Genomic DNA, 21,866 nt, shown 5'->3' on the forward strand with positions numbered 1-21,866 from the left:
GAACACCCTGAGATTACGCAATACAGGGGTTCAGTACTGCCAGAACAGCGTTAACAAAGGGTGCAGCGCGGTTGTAAGGAATGGGGGCAACCATGCCGATTGTGGACAGCGAGCGGCAGCGGATTATGCAGGCGAAATCGATTGGCCGCACATGGTCGGCGATCTCCAGAAGATCGGCATCGAGCGGCTGGAGGACCTGACGGTCGCCAACGCGGAAGACCTCGCACTCCGTATCAACGCCACGCTCGGCCGCCGCCATATCAACAGCACCGGCATTCGCGCGCTCGAAAACCTGATCGCCCAGGGCGTGCCATCGCTAGCAAACTGGCTCCAGGAAACGAAAATGCCGCCCGGGGGGCGGCATTTCTGAAGGGCAGGGGGCGCAGACAGTACCTGCATTCCGCGGCTGGCTTATGCCTCGTAGATGCCGTGGCAGTGTTTGTACTTCTTGCCCGAACCGCAGGGGCAGAGCTCGTTACGCGAGACCTTGCCCCAGGACAATGGGTTGGTTGCGTCTCGCTGCACTGGCGGGGCGGCCAGCAGCGTGACGTCGCCGAAATCGTCCTCGCCGGTGAGCGGATCGATATGGTGGCCATGCATGACAGGCGGAGCCGGCTGCGGCGCTTCGGCTGCTTCGCGCACCAGCTCGACGCGCATGAGCTGTGCGGTCACGGCCTGGCGCAGGTTGCCGAGCAGGGCCTGGAACAGCTCGAAGGCTTCGGACTTGTATTCCTGCAGCGGATCGCGCTGGGCGTAGCCGCGGAAGCCGATGACTGAGCGCAGGTGATCGAGGTTGACGATGTGCTCGCGCCACAGATGGTCGAGTGTCTGCAGCACGACCGAGCGTTCGACATACTGCATGATCTCCGGACCGAAGCGTTCGGCACGGTCGGCGGCTTCCTTTTCGGCAGCGGTCATGACGCGCTCGAGAATATCGGCTTCGTCGATGCCTTCCTCGGCAGCCCATTCGGTGATCGGCAGGTCGAGATTGAGGTATTGCTGCACGTCGGCCTTGAGACCGGCGACGTCCCACTGCTCGGCATAGGCCTTCTCGGGAATGCGCTTGCTGACCATGTCTTCGACGACTTCGGTGCGCATGTCGGTCACGGTTTCGGTGACGCTTTCGGCATCCATCAGCTCGATGCGCTGCTCGAAGATCACCTTGCGCTGATCGTTGAGAACGTCGTCGTACTTCAGAAGGTTCTTGCGGATGTCGAAGTTGCGGGCTTCAACCTTCTTCTGGGCGCGTTCGAGAGCCTTGTTGATCCACGGATGGATGATCGACTCACCTTCCTTGAGGCCCAGCTTCTGCAGCATACCGTCCATGCGGTCGGAGCCGAAGATGCGCATCAGGTCGTCCTGGAGCGACAGGTAGAACTTCGATCGACCCGGGTCGCCCTGACGGCCGGAACGGCCGCGAAGCTGGTTGTCGATGCGGCGGCTTTCGTGGCGCTCGGTAGCGAGAACGTAAAGCCCGCCCGCGGCCAGCGCTTTTTCCTTCAGCTGCTGCACTTCGGCGCGGATCGCCTGTTCGCGCTGTTCGCGCTCGGGGCCGGGCTCAACTTCCGAGAGCTCCTGCTGGATGCGCATGTCGACGTTGCCGCCGAGCTGGATATCGGTGCCGCGACCGGCCATGTTGGTGGCGATCGTGACGGCGCCGGGCACGCCGGCCTGGGCGACGATGAAGGCTTCCTGCTCGTGGTAGCGGGCGTTGAGAACCTGGAAGTTGGCAAAGCCGGACTTCTTCAGAAGGTCGGCCAACTGCTCGGACTTTTCGATCGACGTCGTGCCGACCAGCATCGGCTGGCCGCGCTCGTGTGCCGACTTGATCTCGTCGATGATGGCGTTCAGCTTTTCGCCCTGCGTACGGTAGACCTCGTCATCCTCGTCGATACGCTTGATCGGCAGATTGGTCGGAACTTCAACGACTTCCAGGCCGTAGATGTTGCCGAATTCTTCCGCTTCGGTGGAGGCCGTACCGGTCATGCCGCCGAGCTTGGAATACATGCGGAAGTAGTTCTGGAAGGTGATCGATGCGAGCGTCTGGTTCTCTGGCTGGATCTGCACCTTTTCCTTGGCTTCGAGCGCCTGGTGCTGGCCTTCCGAATAACGGCGGCCCGGCATCATGCGGCCGGTGAATTCGTCGATGATGACGATCTCGCCGTTGCGAACGATGTAGTCCTTGTCGCGCTGGAACAGCTTGTGGGCCTTGAGCGCATTGTTGACGTGGTGGACGATTGCGACGTTTTCGATGTCGTAGAGCGATTCACCCTTGAGCAGGCCCGCCTCGCGCAGCAGGTTTTCGAGCTTCTCGGTGCCTTCTTCGGAGAAGTTGGCCGAGCGCTGCTTCTCGTCGATCTCGTAGTCCTCAGCCGAAAGCAGCGGAATGAATTCGTTGATTGTGTTGTAGAGATCCGAGCGGTCGTCGAGCGGGCCGGAGATGATCAGCGGCGTGCGCGCTTCGTCGACGAGGATCGAGTCCACTTCGTCGACGATGGCGAAGAAGTGGCCGCGCTGGACCATCTGTCCGCGCTCGTACTTCATGTTGTCGCGCAGATAGTCGAAGCCGAGCTCGTTGTTGGTGGCATAAGTGATGTCGCAGGCATAGGCGGCTTTGCGCTGCTCGTCGGTCAGGCCGTGGACGATGACGCCCGTGGTCATGCCGAGGAAGCTATAGATGCGGTCCATGGTGCCGGCGTCGCGCTGGGCGAGGTAGTCGTTGACGGTAACGACGTGCACGCCCTTGCTCGCAAGCGCGTTCAGGTAGACCGGAAGCGTCGCGACGAGGGTCTTGCCTTCACCGGTCTTCATTTCGGCGATGGCGCGCTCGTGCAGGATCATGCCGCCGATGAGCTGGACGTCGAACGGGCGCAGGCCGAGCACGCGGCGGGCCGCCTCGCGGGCGACCGCAAAGGCCGGAACCAGAAGGTCGTCGAGCGTCTTGCCTTCTTCCAGCTGCTTGCGGAATTCCACCGTCTTGCCGGCGAGCGCCTCATCCGACAAAGCCTTCATGTCGGCTTCAAGTGCGTTGATGGCGTCCACCCGTGCCTTGTAGCCACGCACGCGGCGATCGTTGGAGGAGCCAAACAACTTGCGGGCTAGGCCGCCGAGACTGACCATACGAATGGTCCTTTCATTTTTGTTGCCTTGGGTCTCATGGCCACGCCGCGAAAACCGCGCAATGCCGTGAAACGCCCGGAAACTGTTCTGGACGCGAGGTTGCGTGACAGATAAGAGGGGGGTCGAATTATGTCAACGCAATTGCACTGCCGGACGGCTACAGAACCGCCACATTCTGGTGTTGTGCAGCCGCTACAAGCTGCAGGCAATTGCGCCGAAGGCCAATGTGAAAGGTTAGTGAGCATGACCAAGTTGAAAACCCTGGCCGCCGTGGCACTGGTTGCGGCGATGGCCGTACATGGTGGCGCGCGGGCGGAAGACGCCGATCCGGTGGTCGCCAAGGTTGGCGGCGAGGACGTGCGTCAGTCCGAACTCAATCTTGCTCTGGGTGGCCTCGACCCGCAGCTGCAGCAGATGCCGGAAGAACAGAAGCGCGCCGCAGCACTGTCGGCGATCATCGACGTTAAGCTTCTTTCCGCCACGGCCGAGAAGGAAGGCCTGCAGGACGACGCCACTTTCAAGCAGCGCGTCGCGTACCTCACCGAGCGCGAACTTCACAACGCCTACTTCAAGAAGCATGTCGTCGACGCCATCACCAAGGAAGAGGTGAAGGCACGCTACGACAAGGAAGTCGCGGCCATTCCGGTTCAGGACGAAGTGAAGGCCCGCCATATCCTGGTCAAGACGGAAGACGAAGCCAAGGAAATCATCAAGGAACTCGACGCTGGCAAGAGCTTCGTCGAGCTTGCCAAGGCGAAGTCCACCGATCCGAACAAGAACGACGGCGGCGACCTCGGTTACTTCACCAAGGGCCGCATGGTGCCGGAATTCGAAACGGCTGCCTTCGCTCTCGAGAAGGGCGCCTACACCAAGACCCCGGTCAAGACGCAGTTCGGCTTCCACGTAATCCTGGTCGAAGACAAGCGCCCGCAGGCCCCGCCGCCGCTCGAGCAGGTCGAGCAGCAGGTTCGTCAGCTTGTCATGCGTGACAAGTATGTCGAGCTGCTTGCCGCCGCCAAGAAGGATGCAGGCGTCGAAATTTCCGACCCGGCGCTGAAGCAGGCCTATGACGAGGCCAACAAGGCGCAGGAAGCGCAACAAGCCAAGTAATTCGATCGGCGGGCCCTGCCACTGGCGGGGCCTGTCGTCACCGCTTTTTGTCGATGCCCGGCGGTGAAAACCGTTCGGGCATTTGTCGCAAGATGGATCTGGAGCCGTTTCGGTTGTAGACCGCTCCGGATCCTTGTTCTTAGGCATTTCCTGAAGGCCGCCAGGCTCTTTTGGAAGTGCTTTGGCTCCAACACGTCACAGCAGGTTTCCCATGTCCGGCTCCGTTTCTCCGCTCGCTCCGAAAACCTTTGCCGAAATGCCCTCCGTGCGTGGCGTCCGCATGGCGACCGCAGCCGCCGGCATCAAGTACAAGAACCGCACCGACGTGCTGATGATGGTGTTCGACCGGCCGGCCGTCGTGGCCGGTGTCTTCACCCGTTCCAAGTGCCCTTCGGCCCCTGTCGATTTCTGCCGCAAGAACCTTGCCGGCGGTGTCGCGCGCGCTGTCGTCGTCAACTCCGGCAACGCCAATGCCTTCACCGGCAAGAAGGGCCGCGAGGCGACGGAACTGACGGCAAAGTCGGCGGCAAAGGCTGTCGGCTGCGCGGAGAGCGAAGTCTTCCTGGCGTCGACCGGCGTCATCGGCGAGCCTTTGGACGCGACCAAGTTTGCCGGCGTGCTCGACGATCTGGCTGTTGCCGGCAAGGAGGACTTCTGGTTCGAAGCCGCCAAGGCGATCATGACGACGGATACCTATCCGAAGGTAGCGACACGCAGCGCCGAAATCGACGGCGTCAAGGTGACGATCAACGGCATCTCCAAGGGCGCCGGCATGATCGCGCCCGACATGGCGACGATGCTCTCCTTCGTGGTCACAGATGCCGACATTGCGCCTTCGGCGCTGCAGGCCCTGCTTTCGGCCGGCGTCGGCCCGACCTTCAACTCGGTCACGGTCGACAGCGACACTTCGACGTCCGATACGCTGATGCTGTTCGCTACGGGCGCGGCATCGGCCGACGGCCAGCCGGCAATCTCCGATGCGGCCGACCCGCGTCTTAATGCCTTCCGCGCCGCACTGAACGACCTTTTGCGCGATCTCGCGCTCCAGGTCGTGCGCGACGGCGAAGGCGCTCGCAAGATGGTCGAGGTGACTGTCGAAGGCGCCGAGAATGATGCGGCCGCCAAGCGCATCGCGCTTTCGATCGCCAATTCGCCGCTCGTCAAGACGGCGGTCGCCGGTGAAGACGCCAACTGGGGCCGCGTGGTCATGGCCGTCGGCAAGTCCGGAGAAATGGCCGAGCGCGACCGGCTGGCGATCTGGTTCGGCGACGTGCGCGTCGCCGTCGAGGGGGAGCGCGATCCCACCTATTCTGAAGCTGCGGCCACGGCCGTGATGAAGGAAGAGGACATCACGATCCGCGTCGAAATCGGCCTCGGTTCCGGTCGGGCCACTGTCTATACCTGCGACCTGACGAAGGAATATGTCGAGATCAACGGCGACTACCGGAGCTGAGGCGCCGGTTATGTGATGGTGAGCGGCCTGGCGCGCCAGACCGTGCAGAGGTAGCAAGATGACATCGAATGATATTCGGCACGTGGCGGGCAAGGCACAGGCCGAAGCTGGGGAAGTGGCAATGGTGGATCTTCCGAACGTGCGCCGTCTCGAGGCCGTGGGTTTCCGCGCCTGGCCGGCAGCGTCCGTACAATATGATGGCAGCTGGCTGATCCGGCTCAATGCAGGCCATGATTCCAAGCGGCTGAATTCCGTCAATCCGCTTGATCCGTCCGACTATCGCGACATCCCGGTCCGTCTCGAAAAGGCTGCCCGGCGCTTTGCCGACTACGGCCGGCCGCTGACTGTGCGCCAGACGCCGCTGACGCCGCCGCAGCTTGTCGCCCATATGGATGCCGAGGGCTGGAATGCGTTCAGCCGCAGCCTGGTCATGAGCGTCGACCTGGTCGAGCGCGAGTTCGGTGACGGCATCGATCATCTGCCGATCAAGGATGTCGGCCGGTTCGTCGATGCGTGCATCGGGATTGCGAAGAGCGATCCGAAGCGCAAGGCGGCGCTGGCCGAAATCATCAACGCGATCAAGCCGGAGAGTGGCCTCTTCCTGTTCGAGGATGCCGAGATGGGGCCGACGGCCGTGGCGCTCGTCGTCCAGGACAACGATCTTGCCGGCATCATGCAGTTTGCCGTGGACGAGCGGGTCCGTGGCCGGGGCGTCGGCAAGGCGATGCTCGACGTCTGCCTGCGCTGGGCGCGTCTGCGCGGAGCCAAGAAGGCCTGGCTGCAGGTGGAAGCGGATAACAGCTCGGCTATGGCGCTTTATCGCGGCGCCGGTTTCTCCGAGGTTTACAGCTACATCTATCGAACGCCGGGAGCTTGAGGCCATGGATGCCAACGGAAAGAAGATCGTGCTTGTCGCGGCCTGCGCGCTTGTCGATTCCGATGGTCGTATCCTGCTCGCGCAGCGACCGGAGGGGAAATCGCTTGCCGGCCTATGGGAGTTTCCGGGCGGCAAGGTTGAAGCCGGCGAGACGCCGGAGGAAACCCTGATCCGCGAGCTTGAGGAAGAACTCGGCATCCGCACCAAGGTCGCATGCCTGGCGCCGCTCACCTTCGCCAGCCACACCTATGACGACTTCCATCTGCTGATGCCGCTCTATGTCTGCCGCCGCTATGAAGGGGTTGCGATCGGGCGGGAAGGCCAGGCGATCAAGTGGGTCCGGCCAAAGGCCCTGCGCGATTTTCCGATGCCGCCGGCAGACGAACCGCTTATCCCGTTTATTATGGATTTGCTCTGAACCTACCCGAAATCTGATTGATTATTAATCGATCGTTTATCTCCCTGGCGCAAAGATAGCTCCAATTCAGTTTTGGTACGTATCGTTGGCAACGGCGTATCGATTTCAGGCAGTGCGGTGGAACCAAGCTTGGGAAGGGCGCTTGCGTTCGCCGTATTTTGCGCGTTTGTGAGGCTGGGATGGTGGACGACGATTTCTGGAACACGGTTCAGGAAAAGGATCTGATGAATAATCAGTCCCGCCGGACAGGTGTGCTCAATCTGTCGCTGTTGTTCGGAACGGCGGTGATCGCGCTGACACTGATCCTGACGCCCATGCTGTCATCCAAGACCGACAAGCGCATCATGGCGAACACGCCCGTCGATTACGACAACATTTCCACCGGCTCCATCCCTTCGAAGGGGACCACCAAGCGCTACACGGTTCGGCGCAGCGTCCTTCAGGAAATGCCCGGAGCGGTTTGCATTATCGATGCCGACGGCCGCAAGAGCGGCTGCTGAGGCGAACGCCATCGGCCCGTTTGGCGCTGGCGTCCGATTCGGATTGAACACAAATCTGGCTGGGGACGCATGGAAACGCTTAGACGCTTGTTTGGTGGCACGGACGGCGGCATCGCCATCGAGTATGCGCTGATCGCCGCCCTCGTCTCCCTCAGCTTAATCTTCGGGGCCAACCAGATCGGCAACGCCCTGACCTACGTCTACGACTCGCTCGCCGCAGCGTTCCCGAGCGCATAAGCACTAAGACCGGATCTGGGGTGGATGCCGCCCTACAGCGGCTGCTCCTTCGTGCCAAGCGCTGCCGAAAGCCGTTGCTTTGCTGAACCCGGCTTCAGCGGCTTCTGCTGGCTTTCGTGCGGCGCCCAGCCGGACAGATAGATGATGGAGAAGGTAGCGCGAACGCGGCCGTCCGGATCGGAGAAGCGCTCCGCGTAAATTTCCGCAGCCCTGAGGAAGAACCGCCTGGAAACGGGCGTGCGGCTGCGCGCCGAAAGCGGGCTGGTCATGCCCATGGCGCGCAGGTCGCGGATCAGCGCGAACAGCGAATCATAGCGCACCGTGTAGGTTTCCGTGTCGGTGACCGGCAGAGCGAAGCCGGCGCGTTGGAGCAGAGCGCCGACGTCACGGACATCGGCGAAGGGAATGACGCGCGGGCTGGCGCCGCCGGTCAATTCGGCCTCTGCAGCCAGCAGCGCTTCGCGCAGCTCCTGCAGCGTGCCGCTGCCCGGGATGGCGGCGAGGAACAACCCATCGGGCTTCAGCGCCCGCCGCACCTGGATGAAGGCGCCCGGTGTATCGTTGGTCAGATGCAGGGACAGCGGCGAGACGATCAGGTTGACGCTTTCCGGTTCGGCCGGAACTTCCTCGAGCGAGGCGATCGTCACCGGCGCCTCGGTCGAGCTGAAGCGGGCGTCGGTCTCGATGCGCTCGATGGCGTCGATCTTGCCGGTCGCCATCAGTTGGCGGGCCGTTTCACCGGTATAGCCGTGAAGTTCGAGTGCGCGATCAAAATGACGCTCGACCACGCCGACACGCTCGGCGAGCTCTTCGGCAACGATGTCGAGAAGGAAACCGGCCTTCGGATCGGCGTTTCTGAGCGCCCTTGCCCGGTGCGCCTCGACGAGGCTCTGGTCAAAGATTTTTTCCACGATAGTCTCTCCGCGATGGGCAGCAAAGAGACCTTCGGAGGCACAAAGTCAACCGCATGGCATGGGAGAGGTTGCGTATTCCGCAGGCGTGGCGCGCGGGCATGCTGAGACGATTCGGACTGGGGCTCGTCGATCTCGTCTTTCCGCCTGTCTGTTGCGGTTGCGGCCGGCTGGTCGGCGATCATCGCGCGGTCTGCGCCTCCTGCTGGGCGACGCTGCCGCTGATCGAGCGGCCCTATTGCGATATTCTCGGCATGCCGTTTTCGGTCGATCACGGCGCCGGAGCGGTGTCACCGGAGGCGATCGCCAACCCGCCTGCATTCGATCGGTTAAGGTCGGTGGCGATCCATGAAGGCGTTGCCCGCGATCTGGTCCACGGGCTGAAATATCGCGACCGCACGGATCTCGCGCCGATGATGGCGACATGGATGATCCGGGCGAGCGACGGTGCCGTCGCTTCCGCCGACGCGATCATCCCCGTGCCGCTGCATGCCTTCCGGCTGTGGAAGCGGCGGTTCAACCAGTCGGCGGAATTGGCGCGAGCCATTGCGCAGCTCTCCGGTCGTCCGTATCAGCCCGACATCTTGAGGCGCATCCGGCGCACGAGCCCGCAGGTACGCTTGGGATTGCGCGCCCGCGAGGAGAACGTCCGCGGCGCCTTCGCCGTCTCGGAAAGCGGCAGGGCGGGTCTCAGTGGGAAAAGCGTGGTTCTCGTCGACGATGTATATACGACCGGCGCAACCGTTGCCGCAGCGACCCGTGCGCTGAAGCGGGCGGGAGCCGGGTCGGTCACGGTTTTGACCTTTGCAAGAGCCGTATCCGGTCTTATATGACAATCAGATGTCCGGCACGGTCGCCGGCAAAGGAGCGGTTCAGGATCATGGCTTCGGTGGTCATTTATACGCGTCAGTTCTGCGGCTATTGCTCGGCCGCAAAGAAACTCCTGGAAACCAAGGGCGTTTCCTTCCTCGAGCACGATGCCACCTATGATCCGAACGTTCGGCAGGTGATGATCGACAAGTCGCACGGTGGGACGACGTTCCCGCAGATCTTCATCAACGACATTCATGTCGGTGGCTGCGACGACCTGCACGCGCTGGAACGCGCCGGCAAACTCGACGCGATGCTGGCTGCCTGAGGCACCGTACCCTTGCATGAGGCGACGTCCCGTTTATCAGCGGTGAGCGCTTAGGAGTTGGACGTGATGACTTTCAAGGCCGCAGCCATTCAGATGTGTTCCGGCGTCGATCCGCGCAAGAATGCGGAGACGATGGTGCGGCTCGCGCGTGAAGCGGCAGCCCAGGGTGCGACCTATATCCAGACTCCGGAAATGACCGGGGCGCTGCAGCGGGACCGGGCGGCGCTGCGCGCGATCCTGAAGGACGAGGCCAACGATCTTATTGCCGCGGCGGCGGCTCAGCTTGCCGGCGAACTTGGCGTCTACCTCCATGTCGGCTCGACGCCGATCGCGCTTGCCGACGGTAAGATCGCCAATCGCGGCCTGCTGTTTGGCCCGAATGGCCAAAAGATCTGTGACTATGACAAGATCCATATGTTCGACGTCGATCTCGACAACGGCGAGAGCTGGCGGGAAAGTGCCGCCTATCAGCCGGGCAGCATTGCACGCCTGGCCGAACTCGATTTCGGCAAACTTGGCTTTTCCATTTGCTACGACGTGCGCTTCCCGGAGCTTTTCCGGCAGCAGGCCGTTGCCGGCGCCGAGATCATGTCGGTGCCCGCCGCCTTCACACGGCAGACGGGCGAGGCGCACTGGGAAATCCTGCTTCGCGCCCGCGCGATCGAGAACGGCCTCTTCGTCATTGCCGCCGCGCAAGGGGGCACGCATGAGGATGGGCGTGAGACGTTCGGCCATTCTATGATCGTTGATCCCTGGGGGCGCGTGCTCGCTTCGGCTGGCCCTACGGGCGAGGCGGTTGTGCTTGCCGACATCGATGTCGCCGCCGTGCATGCGGCGCGTGCCAAGATACCGAACTTGAAGAATGCCCGTAGCTTCGTGCTCGATGAAGTGGCGCCGACCGGGAAGGGAGGCGTTGCCGCTTGATCCGCTACACCCTTTCCTGCGACAACGGCCACGATTTCGAGGGTTGGTTCTCGTCGAGTGACGATTTCGACCGCCAGGTCGAGCGCAAACTGGTCTCCTGTCCGAGCTGCAACTCGACATCCGTTGCCAAGCAACTGATGGCGCCCTCGGTCGCGACCGCGCGCAAGAAGGAGGCGACGCGGGCGGTGATCATGGACCAGGCGCAGAAGGAAACGGTCGCCAAGATCCGCGAGCTGGTGAAGTCCGTACGCGAGAACGCCGAGGATGTCGGCGAGCGCTTTCCCGAGGAAGCCCGCAAGATCCACTACGGCGAGGCGGAAGAGCGCGGGCTGATCGGCAAGGCGACGGCGGAAGAGGCCGTGGCGTTGCTCGAAGAAGGGATCGCGGTCGCGCCGCTGCCGATCTTGCCCGACGAGGTCAACTGACGCGGGGCACTTTCGCATCTGCGCGTCTAAACTTTGGTTCTCACCCTTTAAATACAATGCCTTGGCTCCCATCTCGCAGCTTTGCAATGGGAGTTTTCCAGCCAATGGCATTGTCCGATGTTCACATTTCCACTGATCGCCTCGTTATCCGGCCCTTCGCGCCTGGCGATTTTCCGGCATTCTTTGCCTATCACCGCCTGCCGGAGGTCTACCATTATCTCTATCAGGACCCGCTCGACGAAACGGCAGCGCGGACAAAATTCGCCAAGGCTTCGGCGCCAAAGCTCGTTGACGATGGGGACGTCGCGGTGTTTGCCGTCGAGCGCCGCGAGGATGGTGTACTGATCGGCGAGGTCCTGCTGAAGCTCGCAAGCAGTGCGGCGGAACAGGCGGAGACCGGCTACATCTTCAATCCCGACTTTGCCGGCAAGGGCTACGCTACGGAAGCGATGCGGGCGTTGCTTGATCTCGGCTTTTCGACGCTGAAGTTTCACCGGATCTTTGCCCGGCTCGATGCCCTCAACAAGGGATCCGTCGGCGTCGTCGAGCGTCTCGGCATGCGCCGCGAAGCGCATCTGATCGAGAACGACCGGTTCAACGATGTCTGGGGCGACGAATACGTCTATGCGCTGTTGAAGCGCGAGTGGCAGGAGCGTCGGCAGGCTGGCTGAGACCGCCGACAGTTGCTCATAGCGGCCGCTTGGCGACGATCATGTAGTTGACGTCCATGTCCTTGGACAGGTTCCACTGATTGGAAAGCGGATTGAAGAAGACGCCGGTCCGCTCGGTCACTTCGAGGCCGTTGGCCACGAGCGGCTTTTCCAGTTCCTCCGGGCGCACCAGTTTTTCATACTGGTGCGTACCGCGCGGCAGCCAGCGCAACACGTTCTCGGCTGCGAAGATGGCAAGCGCCGCTGCCTTCATGGTGCGGTTGATCGTGGCGACGAACATCAGACCGCCGGGGCGAACCATATGGGCGCAGGTGGTCATGAAGAAATCGACATCGGCGACATGCTCGACCACTTCCATGTTGAGCACGATGTCGAAGCTCTCGCCGGCTTCGGCAAGGGCTTCGGCGGTCACGGCGCGATAGTCGACCGCCACACCGCTTCCGGCCGCGTGCGTCTTGGCGATGCCGATGTTCTTTTCGGAGGCGTCGGCGCCGAGAACATCGGCGCCCATGCGTGCCATCGGCTCCGACAGGAGGCCGCCACCGCAACCGATATCGAGCAGGCGCAGACCTTTGAGCGGTTGCGGGCTCCTGGGATCACGGCCGAAATGCCCGGCCACCTTGTCCCGGATATAGGCGAGGCGAACGGGATTGAACTTGTGCAGCGGCCGGAACTTGCCGGTCGGATCCCACCACTCCGCGGCCATGGCGGAAAAGCGGTCAACCTCGCTCTGGTCGATCGTCGTGCGTGCGGTCTCGCTCATGTCGCCGTCTCCTTGCATCGTCCCGACAGCGCCGCGCGTCTTTCAAGGCGCGCTAAGGACGCTGTAGCACTTTAAAGTGCTGCAAAATTCTATCCTTAAATCGATCCCGATTTAGGGACTTGTGCAGCAGTGAAGTCGGACGATCGGACAAGGAAGTCAAGAGGCGGCGCTGGGCCAGATCGGCGCACACGCGTGCGTGGCGCCCGCCCTGCTAGGCGTCCGCTTCTGGCTGGTAGTGCAGGATAACCACGCCGGACGTCAGAGGGCGTGTGTGGGTCAGTTTGAGTTTCGTCCGCTTCAGCCCTGGTTTGAACAGCGGCATACCCTCGCCGAGCAGCACCGGATTGATGCCGAGGCGGTATTCGTCGACGAGGCCCTTCTCGATCAGTTCGCTCGCGAAGTCGGCGCTGCCGAAAACGAAGATCGTGCCGCCATCCAGCGCCTTCAGTCGTTCGACTTCGCTTGCGGCGTCGCCGGTCACGAGCGTCGTCCCCGCCCAATCGGCGGAGGTCAGCGTGCGCGAGAAGACGAATTTCTCGACGCCGTTCATGAAGGTCGCGATGTCGCCTTCAGCGGATGGCCAGTAGCCCGCCATCATTTCATAGGTCACGCGGCCGAAAAGCAGGGTGTCGGCCTCGAGCTGCGTTTCGCCGATATAGGCGGCGAGCTCGTCCTCGAAGACGAACCACTCGATGTCGTGCCCCGGTGCTTCGAAGAAGCCGTCGACGCTAACCATGTCCCACATGATGACCTTGCGCATTGTATCTCTCCCGTTGCGGCATGCCTGTCACGGAAAGGGTGGCAAATCTGATATGGTTTTGCAAGTGGTTTTATTTTTGCATCGGATTGGTTGGTGCTGCGGCTCTTCCGCGTGCTAGTTTCTGCGCTGGCGAGGGGAGGAATCCACATGGGCTTGAACAGGATCGACTGGGCGGTCGGCGTCATCGCGCCGCAGCCGTCCGATCATCTGCTCGAAGTCGGTTGCGGCCATGGCATTGCCGTGACGAAGGTTTGCGATCGGCTCGGCGAAGGGGAGATTGTCGCCATCGACCGCTCGGCTGTGATGATCGCGGCGGCAGCACGCAGAAATGCTGAACATGTTGCTGCAGGCCGGGCGACCTTGCGGGTTGCGGAGCTTCGCTCGTTCGATCTCGGTGGCCGTCGCTTCGACAAGGCGTTCGCCATGCGCGTCGGCGTGTTCACGCGGGGCGATCCCGCTCGAGAGTTTGCGGCGCTGGCGCAGCTGTTGAAGCCTGAGGGACGTCTTTTTCTTTTCCATGACGAGCCGTCCACGGGGGCGGACGACGTTGGCGCGGCTCGCGGCGGCGGCCCTTCGCCAGAGCTGGCAGGTCGAGGCACTGTCGGCGCAGATTTTTGACAGCAGCGAGGTCGCATGCCTGATTGCGCGGCCGCCCGCCTGATGATGTTGGCATTTGTGACGCCCGCTTGTTGCGGGCGTCACACTTGCGATGATTGCGCTTTATGTCAGCCGACGTCGCCTGCCGCCGCCGAGGCGAAGAAGTCCTCCGGGTCCTCGACCTCGACGAGGCGGCGCTTCTCGATCAGCCAGAAGCGGTCGCCGACATTGCGCACGAAGCTGCGGTCGTGGGAGACGAGCAGGCAGCTCGTCTCGTTTCTCAACAGCTCCGTTTCGAGCGCTTCCTGGCCCTCGATGTCCAGGTGGTTGGTCGGTTCGTCGAGCAGGTAGAAATTGGGCTCTTTCAAGCGCAGCACCAGCATGGCAAGACGCGCCTTCTGGCCGCCCGACAGCCGGCCGATCGCCTTTTCCTGCATGTCGATGCCGACGCCGACACCGACGAGCAGGCTACGGGCGCGCTGGTCGCCGAGCGAGAAGCGGCGGGACAGCGCGGCAAGCGGCGTCTCCTCGTCCGACAGGCCGGCAAGCGCCTGGTCGCTGTAGCCGAGCACCAGCGAGGGTGTTGCCTTCAGCGTCTCCGGCGCGCGGGAGGGCTCCTCGATCGCCGTGCGGATCAGGTTGACGAGCCGGGTCTTGCCGGCGCCGTTTTCGCCGAGCAGCACGATGCGGTCGCCCTGGCAGATCCAGCGCTTGCCGGTGCGGAAAAGCGGGGTGCCGTCGGGCGTTTCGACCTGGACGTCGTCGAGCGTCACCAGGATCTTGGCATGGGTGCCTCGATTGGCGAGCCGGATCGCGCCGGCGGAACGTTCCTGATGCGCGGGCTTTGCCGCATCCTCCAGCCGTTCTGCGCGCTGCTTCAGTTGCTTCGTCTTTATCGTGAGCAGGTCGCTGCCGGAGTTGATGCCGATATTGTTGAGCTTGGCGGCCTGGCGACGCAGTTGCTGCGCCACCTTCATGTCGCGCTGGTAACGCCGCTCCTCCGATGCGTCCACCTCATCGAGAGCGGCGCGCGCCCGCGAATAGGGGAGCGCGAAGATCGGCGATTGCTCTGGCCTCAGGAACAGCGTGCGGTTGGTGGTTGCGTCCAGGAAGGCGCGGTCGTGGCTGGCAACCAGCACCGGCACGTCGCGTGGCAGCGCATTCAGCCAGGCCTCCAGCCGGGCGATCTTGGCGAGATCGAGATGGTTGGTCGGCTCGTCCAGCAGCAGCGCGTCTGGCTCGCTGACCCAGACGCGGGCAAGCAGCATCAGCCGCTGCCAGCCGCCGCTCAACTCCGAGACGGCGCGAGTCCGCAGAACCTCCGGCACATCGAGGGAATCGAGCACGATATCGACGCGCCAGCTTTCGTTTTCCGCCTGGTCGGCCGGGAGGGCCGAAAGAACGGCGTCGTGGAAGGAGAGAGGTAAAAGCGACGCAGGCACGTTCTGCTCGACGTGACCGACCGTCAGCCCGCGCGAGCGGGTGATTTCGCCGGCGGTCGGATCAAAGCTGCCGGCGATTGATCTCAGCAGGGTCGACTTGCCGCGGCCGTTGGCAGCGACGATGCCGATACGATCACCGGATGCGACGGACAGGCTAAGACTGGAGAAAAGCGGTGCGCTCAGGCTGACGCCGAGGTTGCGGATATTGATCAAGGCCATGGTCGTTCTCTGGACTGCACGAGCGACGGCGGATCATCCGGGGCGGCACTTCAGGCCGGGGTTTCGGATGGTCGAGCCCGCAGCACAGACATGCTGTGCTCGGGCCGCATCTACTCGGTATTGGAAGACGATGCAGGCGTTCAAACCGAAACGGTTCCGCACTGCATCACTCTGGGCAGACCAGGGATAGGCTCGCGATCTTCGCGAAAGGATGTCTGGTCAGCCCTGCAAACGCATCTGCAGGGCTTGGACGGGGCCACGCTGGCGGTGGTGCCGGAAAAATGTCATCACGTGCAGCCCCCCTTTCTCGAATTTGAACTTACGGCAGCGTCAATAACACCGTCGCGCGCAATTTTCAATGGCTTCGCGCCGGCCCCGAGCCGGTGTGCTCACATCTGCAACCCGAGGAACTTGAACGGTTCGGCCTGCTTGAAGTCGCCGGTCGCGTCGCCCGAATAGGTGTGATCCTGGTTTTCGCCGAGATCGAGCTTCATCACCTTGCCGGTCTCCTTGGTAAAATCGATCTTCTTCAGGTCGACCCAGAAGGTGTTCGGGGTCAGCGCCGACTCGAAGAAATAGAGCTTGCGCTTGTGATCGACCACGGTGCGCCAGCGGGTCGAGGAAATGTTCGGTTCCTCCGGCGTGTTGAGCCCATAGGGAACCGAGACATTGCGAATGACGCTGAAGACGCTGGCCAGCGCACGGTCGGGGTTCTCGTCCTTCGGAATGGCGTTGACGTAGAACGAGGCGCGCGCGAAACGATCGGCCGCGCGGTTCGTGCCCGGCAGCATCACGGTGCCGCCGATCTGCTTCCAGTAGGCGTTCAGGGCCAGTTGCTGGTCGAAGACAGGCGAATTGGTCATCACCTGATACGGGCGACCGTGATGGATCACCTGCTTGCCGCCGATATACTCGACGATTGCGCTGTCGCCGGTCTTGTCCGAGATCGAAAGGTGCAGCGTCGTCAGCCGGTTCTCACCCGGTACGTTGTCGGTGACGATCGTGAACGGTTCTTTCTCAAGCGCCTTCACCGCGTCCTCGACAGTGGCGAAGCTGTCGAGCACATATTGCGCCCAGGCGGCGATCGTCAGGCCCGGCTTCGATTTATCGTTGAAGTCAGGGTACTCGGATTCGACCAGCCACAGGAGATTGGCATTGAGGCCGGCCTCGTTGACGCCGTCGGTGGTCGAGACATCATAGCCGGTGGCCACGACGCTTCCATACTTCGCCGTCCATTTGAACGAGTTCGGCCCTGCCTGACCGTTGCGCTCGATGCCGCGCGGCAGGACCCAGAGGTTGGTCGCGACGTCGCTCTTCCAGTCCATCGATCGGGCAGTGATGATATTGTCATCGGGGCCGAGATAGACGAGGCGGGTGCAGGCTTCCGCCGTCGTCTGACCGAGCATGAGAAGGGCGGCAAGCGCGGATGTGACCGATCGGACGGCCGGCTTTACGATGAACGTCATACCATTCTCCTTCGCGGGCAAAGCGTATGCTGGGTATCCGCCAGTCGGTCCTTGAGCGTTGAAGCAGGCCCAGGTTCTAAAACAACATGGAAAACCCGATCACCGGGCCGTGCTGGCTCACGTCCCAGCGGAACTTGTTCGCGCCCGTGAAGTCGTCGCTTTCGTAATCCTGATAGAGCAACCGGTACCCGGCGCGCAAAATTGTCGGCTGGCCAAGCATTTCGGTTCGGTATCCGAGATAGGCCTGGGCGTTGACGCTGAGCTTTGAGCCGACATCGAAGCCGCCGACATCGGCCTCGGCGACGAGGTTCCAGCGCTCGCTGAGATCGGCGTTGAGCCGCAGGCCGACGAAGGGGTCGGTCCAGTCGGCGCTCTTGCTCGTGTTGAAGCCGGCCACGGACACGTCCGCCTCGAGCTTCGTCCAGCGCAGACCGATCGTCGGCTCGATCGACAGCGTCCGGGGCTTGCCGAAGACGGTGTTGCCGCCGAGTTCCTGCTCATAGACCTGATAGAACGCGCCGAAGGCCAGCGTCGTCATCTTGATGTCGAGGCCGATCTCATGGCTGAGCAGCTCCTCATCCTGGCTGGTACGGACGTATTGGCCGTCGAAATAGACACCCCATTGGCCGTTGGTCAGCTCGATGTTGCCCATCAGCGCCAGGTCGAGATGGTCGAGCGTGTCTTTGAAGGGCACGTCGACATCGGTGTCGAAGCCCGCAAGCGATGCGTCCCCCTTGAGGCTCGCCGCCCAGACATAGGGGCTGACGATCACCGTCCAGTCGCCTTGCGGCGCCATGCGTGCCTGGTCGAAATCGGCGGCGTTCGACGGTGTCGAACACAAGAGCGTCACGGAAAGCGCGACGGCACAGCGGGCCATCATTCGTGCGGTTGCGGGTATGCGATGTGCTTGCATGTCTGCCCCCTCAAGCGTCCGTTGGCAGCCTAGCCGGCGCTGCCGCAATTTCAAGTGGCGCAAACCGCGACCGCGCACGTTTCCCCACCGTGCGTATGGAGCCTTATTCCTGCCGCCCTGCCATTGCGCGCAGGCCCCTGATCCGCTAAGAGACGCCGCGACTTTCCGCTCCCCGAAGCGGTGACTGCCGATGTGCGAGAAGTCTCCCAAGCTTTTTGACCGTCGGGCGCCGGCGGGGGCTTTCCTGTCACGCGCGCAAGCGCGCGCAATTTGGGTACCGGTAGAGGCACATGGCACGCATCGTGATGAAATTCGGCGGGACGTCCGTCGCTGATTTGGAACGCATCCACAATGTTGCCCGCCATGTGAAACGCGAGGTCGATGCCGGCCACGAAGTTGCCGTCGTCGTTTCCGCGATGTCCGGCAAGACCAATGAGCTGGTCGGCTGGGTGCAGAACATGCCGAAGGCAACCGGCGCCAACTCGCCCTTCTACGATGCGCGCGAATACGACGCGATCGTCGCGTCCGGCGAACAGGTGACCTCCGGTCTTCTCGCCATCGCGCTGCAGTCGATGGGCATCAACGCCCGCTCGTGGCAGGGCTGGCAGGTCCCGATCCGCACCGACAACGCCCACGGCGCTGCCCGCATTCTTGACATCGACGGTGCCGAGCTCATCCGCCGCATGGGCGAGGGCCAGGTCGCCGTCATCGCCGGCTTCCAGGGGCTTGGGCCCGACAACCGCGTCGCCACGCTCGGCCGCGGCGGCTCCGACACCTCGGCGGTTGCGATCGCCGCCGGCGTCAAGGCCGACCGTTGCGACATCTACACCGACGTCGATGGCGTCTACACCACCGACCCGCGCATCGAGCCGAAGGCGCGGCGTCTGAAGAAGATCGCGTTCGAGGAAATGCTGGAAATGGCATCGCTCGGCGCCAAGGTGCTGCAGGTGCGCTCGGTGGAGCTTGCCATGGTGCACAAGGTCCGCACCTTCGTGCGTTCGTCTTTCGAAGATCCCGATGCGCCGGGCATGGGTGACCTTCTCAATCCGCCCGGTACGCTGATTTGTGATGAGGATGAGATCGTGGAACAGGAAGTCGTAACCGGCATTGCCTATGCCAAGGATGAAGCCCAGATTTCGCTGCGCCGTCTCGCCGACCGGCCGGGCGTCTCCGCCGCGATTTTCGGCCCGCTGGCTGAAGCCCATATCAACGTCGATATGATTGTCCAGAACATCTCCGAGGACGGTTCGAAAACCGACATGACCTTCACGGTTCCCTCCGGCGATGTCGACAAGGCACTGAAGGTGCTCGGCGACAACAAGGACAAGATCGGTTACGACGTTGTCCAGTCCGAAGCCGGCCTCGTCAAGGTGTCGGTCATCGGTATCGGCATGCGCAGCCACGCCGGTGTTGCAGCGTCGGCCTTCCGTGCGCTTGCCGACAAGGGCATCAACATCAAGGCGATCACCACTTCCGAGATCAAGATTTCGATCCTGATCGATGGACCCTATGCGGAATTGGCGGTTCGCACTTTGCATTCCGCTTACGGTCTCGATAAGAGTTAATCGACAGACGACCGATTTGGGATTCGCGGCGACTTGGCCGCGCATCCCCTTTGCTGCCGTCCCCTCTATTTCGGGAGACCCCACGCGATGAGAGACCTTTCCGCAGGTCCGCGCGTTCTCCTCAAGCGGTTGCGCGAGTTGATGGCGGAACCGCTGGAGCCGCAGGAGCGCCTTGACCGTATCGTGCGCCAGATCGCGCAGAATATGGTCGCGGAAGTGTGTTCGGTCTACGTGCTGCGCTCCGACGGCGTGCTCGAACTCTATGCGACCGAAGGTCTGAACAAGGCCGCCGTTCACCTGGCGCAGTTGAAGATGGGGCAGGGCCTCGTCGGTACCATCGCCGCTTCGGCCCGGCCGCTCAATCTGTCCGACGCCCAGTCTCACCCGGCCTTTACCTACCTGCCGGAGACCGGCGAAGAGATCTATCATTCCTTCCTCGGCGTGCCGATCCTGCGCACAGGGCGCGCGCTCGGCGTTCTCGTCGTCCAGAACAAGGCGATGCGCAACTATCGCGAGGACGAGGTCGAGGCGCTCGAAACGACCGCCATGGTTCTCGCCGAGATGGTGGCAACCGGCGAGCTCAAGAAGATCACCAAGCCAGGGCTCGAACTCGATCTCTCGCGTCCCGTCTCGATCGACGGCAACAGCTACGGCGAAGGCATCGGCCTTGGCTATGTCGTCCTGCACGAACCAAGGATCGTCGTCACCAATCTTCTCAACGAGGATACCGACCAGGAGTTGCAGCGGCTTGCAGAGGCGCTCGGGTCGCTGCGGATCTCGATCGACGACATGCTGTCGCGCCGCGAGGTGTCGATGGAGGGCGAGCATCGGGCAGTGCTCGAGACCTACCGCATGTTCGCGCATGACCGCGGCTGGGTGCGCAAGCTCGAAGAAGCGATCCGCAACGGCCTGACGGCGGAAGCCGCCGTCGAGCGTGTGCAGAGCGAAACCAAAGCGCGCATGATCCGCCTGACGGACCCTTATCTGCGCGAGCGCATGCATGATTTTGACGATCTCGCCAACCGCTTGCTGCGCCAGCTCTCGGGCTACGGCGCCAAGCTTTCGGCGAGCGACTTCCCGAACGATGCGGTGATCGTCGCGCGCGCCATGGGCGCTGCCGAGCTGCTCGACTATCCGCGCGAAAATGTGCGCGGCCTGGTGCTCGAAGAGGGTGCCGTCACCAGCCACGTGGTGATCGTTGCCCGCGCCATGGGCATTCCTGTGATCGGCCAGGCGACCGGTGCCGTGGCGCTTGCGGAAAACCGCGACGCGATCATCATCGATGGCGATGACGCCAAGGTGCATCTGCGGCCGCTCGCCGACCTGCAGCGCGCCTATGAGGAAAAGGTTCGCTTCCGGGCGCGGCGTCAGGCACAGTTCCGCGCGCTGAAGGACGTCGAACCGCTGACCCGGGACGGCACGCGTATCACGTTGCAGATGAATGCCGGCCTATTGGTCGACCTTCCGCATCTGAACGAGGCGGGTGCCGAAGGCATCGGCCTCTTCCGCACCGAACTCCAGTTCATGATCGCCTCGACCATGCCGAAGGCGGAGGAACAGGAAGCCTTCTACCGCAGCGTGCTGAAGCAGACGGGCGGCAAGCCCGTAACCTTCCGCACACTCGATATTGGCGGCGACAAGGTGGTTCCCTATTTCCGCGCTGCGGAAGAGGAAAACCCGGCGCTCGGCTGGCGCGCCATCCGGCTTTCGCTCGACCGGCCGGGTCTGCTGCGCACCCAGCTCCGCGCGATGCTGCGGGCGGCGGCCGGTGCCGAGCTCAAGCTGATGCTGCCGATGGTCACCGAGGTCTCCGAACTCAGGATCGCGCGCGACCTCCTGCAGAAGGAAATCGAGCGGCAGTCGAAGCTCGGCGAACAGTTGCCGCGCAAGCTGCAATTCGGCGCCATGCTGGAAGTGCCGGCGCTGCTCTGGCAGCTCGACGAGCTGATGACCGAGGTGGACTTCGTCTCGGTCGGCTCCAACGACCTCTTCCAGTTCGCGATGGCCGTCGACCGCGGCAATGCCCGCGTGTCCGATCGTTTCGACGTGCTCGGGCGCCCGTTCCTCAGGATCCTGCGTGATATCGTGCGCGCCGGCGACCGGCACGATACGCCGGTGACGCTCTGCGGCGAGATGGCGAGCAAGCCGCTCTCGGCCATGGCGCTGCTGGGTCTTGGCTTCCGTTCGGTGTCGATGTCGCCGACGGCCGTCGGACCGATCAAGGCGATGCTTCTGGCGCTTGACGCGTCCAAGCTCGGCGCACTGCTCAACGCTGCACTGGACGACACGCGAGATCAGACGCCCGTTCGCCAGATGCTGGTGGATTTCGCCGCGGAAAACGGCATTCCGGTTTAGAT

Annotated in this window: 22 protein-coding genes; 15 read left to right on the forward strand and 7 right to left on the reverse strand. The window is 62.8% G+C overall.

Annotation, left to right across the window (positions count from 1 at the left end):
- The first annotated feature begins 151 nt into the window (after positions 1-151).
- On the forward strand, positions 152-370 hold the full coding sequence (locus ASD01_RS08465; RefSeq protein WP_034797737.1) for a hypothetical protein: 219 nt from the start codon (positions 152-154) through the stop codon (positions 368-370).
- A 41-nt stretch (positions 371-411) separates the two neighbouring features.
- On the opposite strand, the gene secA is transcribed toward ASD01_RS08465, so the two are convergent.
- On the reverse strand, positions 412-3,120 hold the full coding sequence (secA, locus tag ASD01_RS08470) for a preprotein translocase subunit SecA (protein WP_034797735.1): 2,709 nt from the start codon (positions 3,118-3,120) through the stop codon (positions 412-414).
- Positions 3,121-3,363: 243 nt separating this feature from the next.
- On the opposite strand from secA, the gene ASD01_RS08475 reads away from it, so the two are divergent.
- The 6 genes from ASD01_RS08475 (at position 3,364) to ASD01_RS34545 (ending at position 7,715) form a co-directional block, all read left to right on the forward strand.
- On the forward strand, positions 3,364-4,230 hold the full coding sequence (locus ASD01_RS08475) for a peptidylprolyl isomerase (RefSeq protein ID WP_034797733.1): 867 nt from the start codon (positions 3,364-3,366) through the stop codon (positions 4,228-4,230).
- Positions 4,231-4,441: 211 nt separating this feature from the next.
- Entirely contained in the window at positions 4,442-5,683 is a 1,242-nt protein-coding gene (gene argJ, locus ASD01_RS08480; protein ID WP_034797731.1) for a bifunctional glutamate N-acetyltransferase/amino-acid acetyltransferase ArgJ, read from the forward strand.
- A gap of 58 nt (positions 5,684-5,741) precedes the next feature.
- A complete protein-coding gene (locus tag ASD01_RS08485; protein ID WP_034797729.1) occupies positions 5,742-6,560 on the forward strand; it encodes a GNAT family N-acetyltransferase in 819 nt (272 codons plus the stop codon).
- Positions 6,561-6,564: 4 nt separating this feature from the next.
- A complete protein-coding gene (mutT, locus tag ASD01_RS08490) occupies positions 6,565-6,978 on the forward strand; it encodes an 8-oxo-dGTP diphosphatase MutT (protein ID WP_034797726.1) in 414 nt (137 codons plus the stop codon).
- Positions 6,979-7,157: 179 nt separating this feature from the next.
- Positions 7,158-7,478, forward strand: a complete 321-nt coding sequence (locus tag ASD01_RS08495) for a hypothetical protein (RefSeq protein ID WP_034797725.1) — start codon at positions 7,158-7,160, stop codon at positions 7,476-7,478.
- A 69-nt stretch (positions 7,479-7,547) separates the two neighbouring features.
- On the forward strand, positions 7,548-7,715 hold the full coding sequence (locus tag ASD01_RS34545; RefSeq protein ID WP_082566310.1) for a Flp family type IVb pilin: 168 nt from the start codon (positions 7,548-7,550) through the stop codon (positions 7,713-7,715).
- Between the two features lie 32 nt (positions 7,716-7,747).
- On the opposite strand, the gene ASD01_RS08500 is transcribed toward ASD01_RS34545, so the two are convergent.
- Positions 7,748-8,626 carry a methyltransferase domain-containing protein gene (locus ASD01_RS08500; protein ID WP_034797722.1) on the reverse strand — a complete coding sequence of 293 codons (879 nt, stop codon included), beginning with the start codon at positions 8,624-8,626 and terminating at the stop codon, positions 7,748-7,750.
- A 101-nt stretch (positions 8,627-8,727) separates the two neighbouring features.
- Here ASD01_RS08500 and ASD01_RS08505 point away from each other — a divergent pair, with 101 nt between their 5' ends.
- From ASD01_RS08505 to ASD01_RS08525, 5 genes are all read left to right on the forward strand, one after another.
- Entirely contained in the window at positions 8,728-9,459 is a 732-nt protein-coding gene (locus tag ASD01_RS08505; protein WP_234798704.1) for a ComF family protein, read from the forward strand.
- A gap of 47 nt (positions 9,460-9,506) precedes the next feature.
- Complete coding sequence (grxC, locus tag ASD01_RS08510) at positions 9,507-9,764, forward strand: glutaredoxin 3 (protein WP_034797718.1); 258 nt, start codon at positions 9,507-9,509, stop codon at positions 9,762-9,764.
- A gap of 66 nt (positions 9,765-9,830) precedes the next feature.
- Positions 9,831-10,688, forward strand: coding sequence for a carbon-nitrogen hydrolase family protein (locus tag ASD01_RS08515; protein ID WP_034797872.1), 858 nt, complete (start codon positions 9,831-9,833; stop codon positions 10,686-10,688).
- On the forward strand, positions 10,685-11,113 hold the full coding sequence (locus ASD01_RS08520; RefSeq protein ID WP_034797716.1) for a DUF1178 family protein: 429 nt from the start codon (positions 10,685-10,687) through the stop codon (positions 11,111-11,113). The genes ASD01_RS08515 and ASD01_RS08520 overlap by 4 nt, the downstream gene beginning before the upstream one ends.
- A 104-nt stretch (positions 11,114-11,217) precedes the next feature.
- Positions 11,218-11,784: a GNAT family N-acetyltransferase gene (locus ASD01_RS08525; protein ID WP_034797714.1), complete on the forward strand. Its 567-nt coding sequence runs from the start codon at positions 11,218-11,220 to the stop codon at positions 11,782-11,784.
- A gap of 16 nt (positions 11,785-11,800) precedes the next feature.
- Here ASD01_RS08525 and ubiG read toward each other — a convergent pair whose 3' ends face one another.
- Complete coding sequence (ubiG, locus tag ASD01_RS08530; protein WP_034797712.1) at positions 11,801-12,547, reverse strand: bifunctional 2-polyprenyl-6-hydroxyphenol methylase/3-demethylubiquinol 3-O-methyltransferase UbiG; 747 nt, start codon at positions 12,545-12,547, stop codon at positions 11,801-11,803.
- Between the two features lie 211 nt (positions 12,548-12,758).
- A complete protein-coding gene (locus tag ASD01_RS08535; RefSeq protein ID WP_034797710.1) occupies positions 12,759-13,307 on the reverse strand; it encodes a dihydrofolate reductase family protein in 549 nt (182 codons plus the stop codon).
- Between the two features lie 93 nt (positions 13,308-13,400).
- Between ASD01_RS08535 and ASD01_RS08540 the strand changes: the two genes are divergently transcribed.
- Positions 13,401-13,925, forward strand: coding sequence for an SAM-dependent methyltransferase (locus tag ASD01_RS08540; protein WP_127889434.1), 525 nt, complete (start codon positions 13,401-13,403; stop codon positions 13,923-13,925).
- A 107-nt stretch (positions 13,926-14,032) separates the two neighbouring features.
- Here ASD01_RS08540 and ASD01_RS08545 read toward each other — a convergent pair whose 3' ends face one another.
- The 3 genes from ASD01_RS08545 to ASD01_RS08555 all read right to left on the reverse strand — a co-directional run bounded on the left by ASD01_RS08545 (position 14,033) and on the right by ASD01_RS08555 (position 17,908).
- Positions 14,033-15,565, reverse strand: coding sequence for an ABC-F family ATP-binding cassette domain-containing protein (locus ASD01_RS08545; protein ID WP_034797708.1), 1,533 nt, complete (start codon positions 15,563-15,565; stop codon positions 14,033-14,035).
- Between the two features lie 389 nt (positions 15,566-15,954).
- Positions 15,955-16,971 carry a linear amide C-N hydrolase gene (locus ASD01_RS08550; protein WP_226020909.1) on the reverse strand — a complete coding sequence of 339 codons (1,017 nt, stop codon included), beginning with the start codon at positions 16,969-16,971 and terminating at the stop codon, positions 15,955-15,957.
- Between the two features lie 136 nt (positions 16,972-17,107).
- Positions 17,108-17,908: a hypothetical protein gene (locus ASD01_RS08555; RefSeq protein ID WP_034797868.1), complete on the reverse strand. Its 801-nt coding sequence runs from the start codon at positions 17,906-17,908 to the stop codon at positions 17,108-17,110.
- 326 nt (positions 17,909-18,234) lie between these two features.
- Here ASD01_RS08555 and ASD01_RS08560 point away from each other — a divergent pair, with 326 nt between their 5' ends.
- A complete protein-coding gene (locus tag ASD01_RS08560; protein ID WP_034797696.1) occupies positions 18,235-19,509 on the forward strand; it encodes an aspartate kinase in 1,275 nt (424 codons plus the stop codon).
- An 87-nt stretch (positions 19,510-19,596) separates the two neighbouring features.
- Complete coding sequence (ptsP, locus tag ASD01_RS08565) at positions 19,597-21,864, forward strand: phosphoenolpyruvate--protein phosphotransferase (RefSeq protein WP_034797694.1); 2,268 nt, start codon at positions 19,597-19,599, stop codon at positions 21,862-21,864.
- Positions 21,865-21,866: the final 2 nt, after the last annotated feature.

The organism is Ensifer sp. Root423 (assembly GCF_001426275.1).
Taxonomy (GTDB): domain Bacteria; phylum Pseudomonadota; class Alphaproteobacteria; order Rhizobiales; family Rhizobiaceae; genus Ensifer; species Ensifer adhaerens.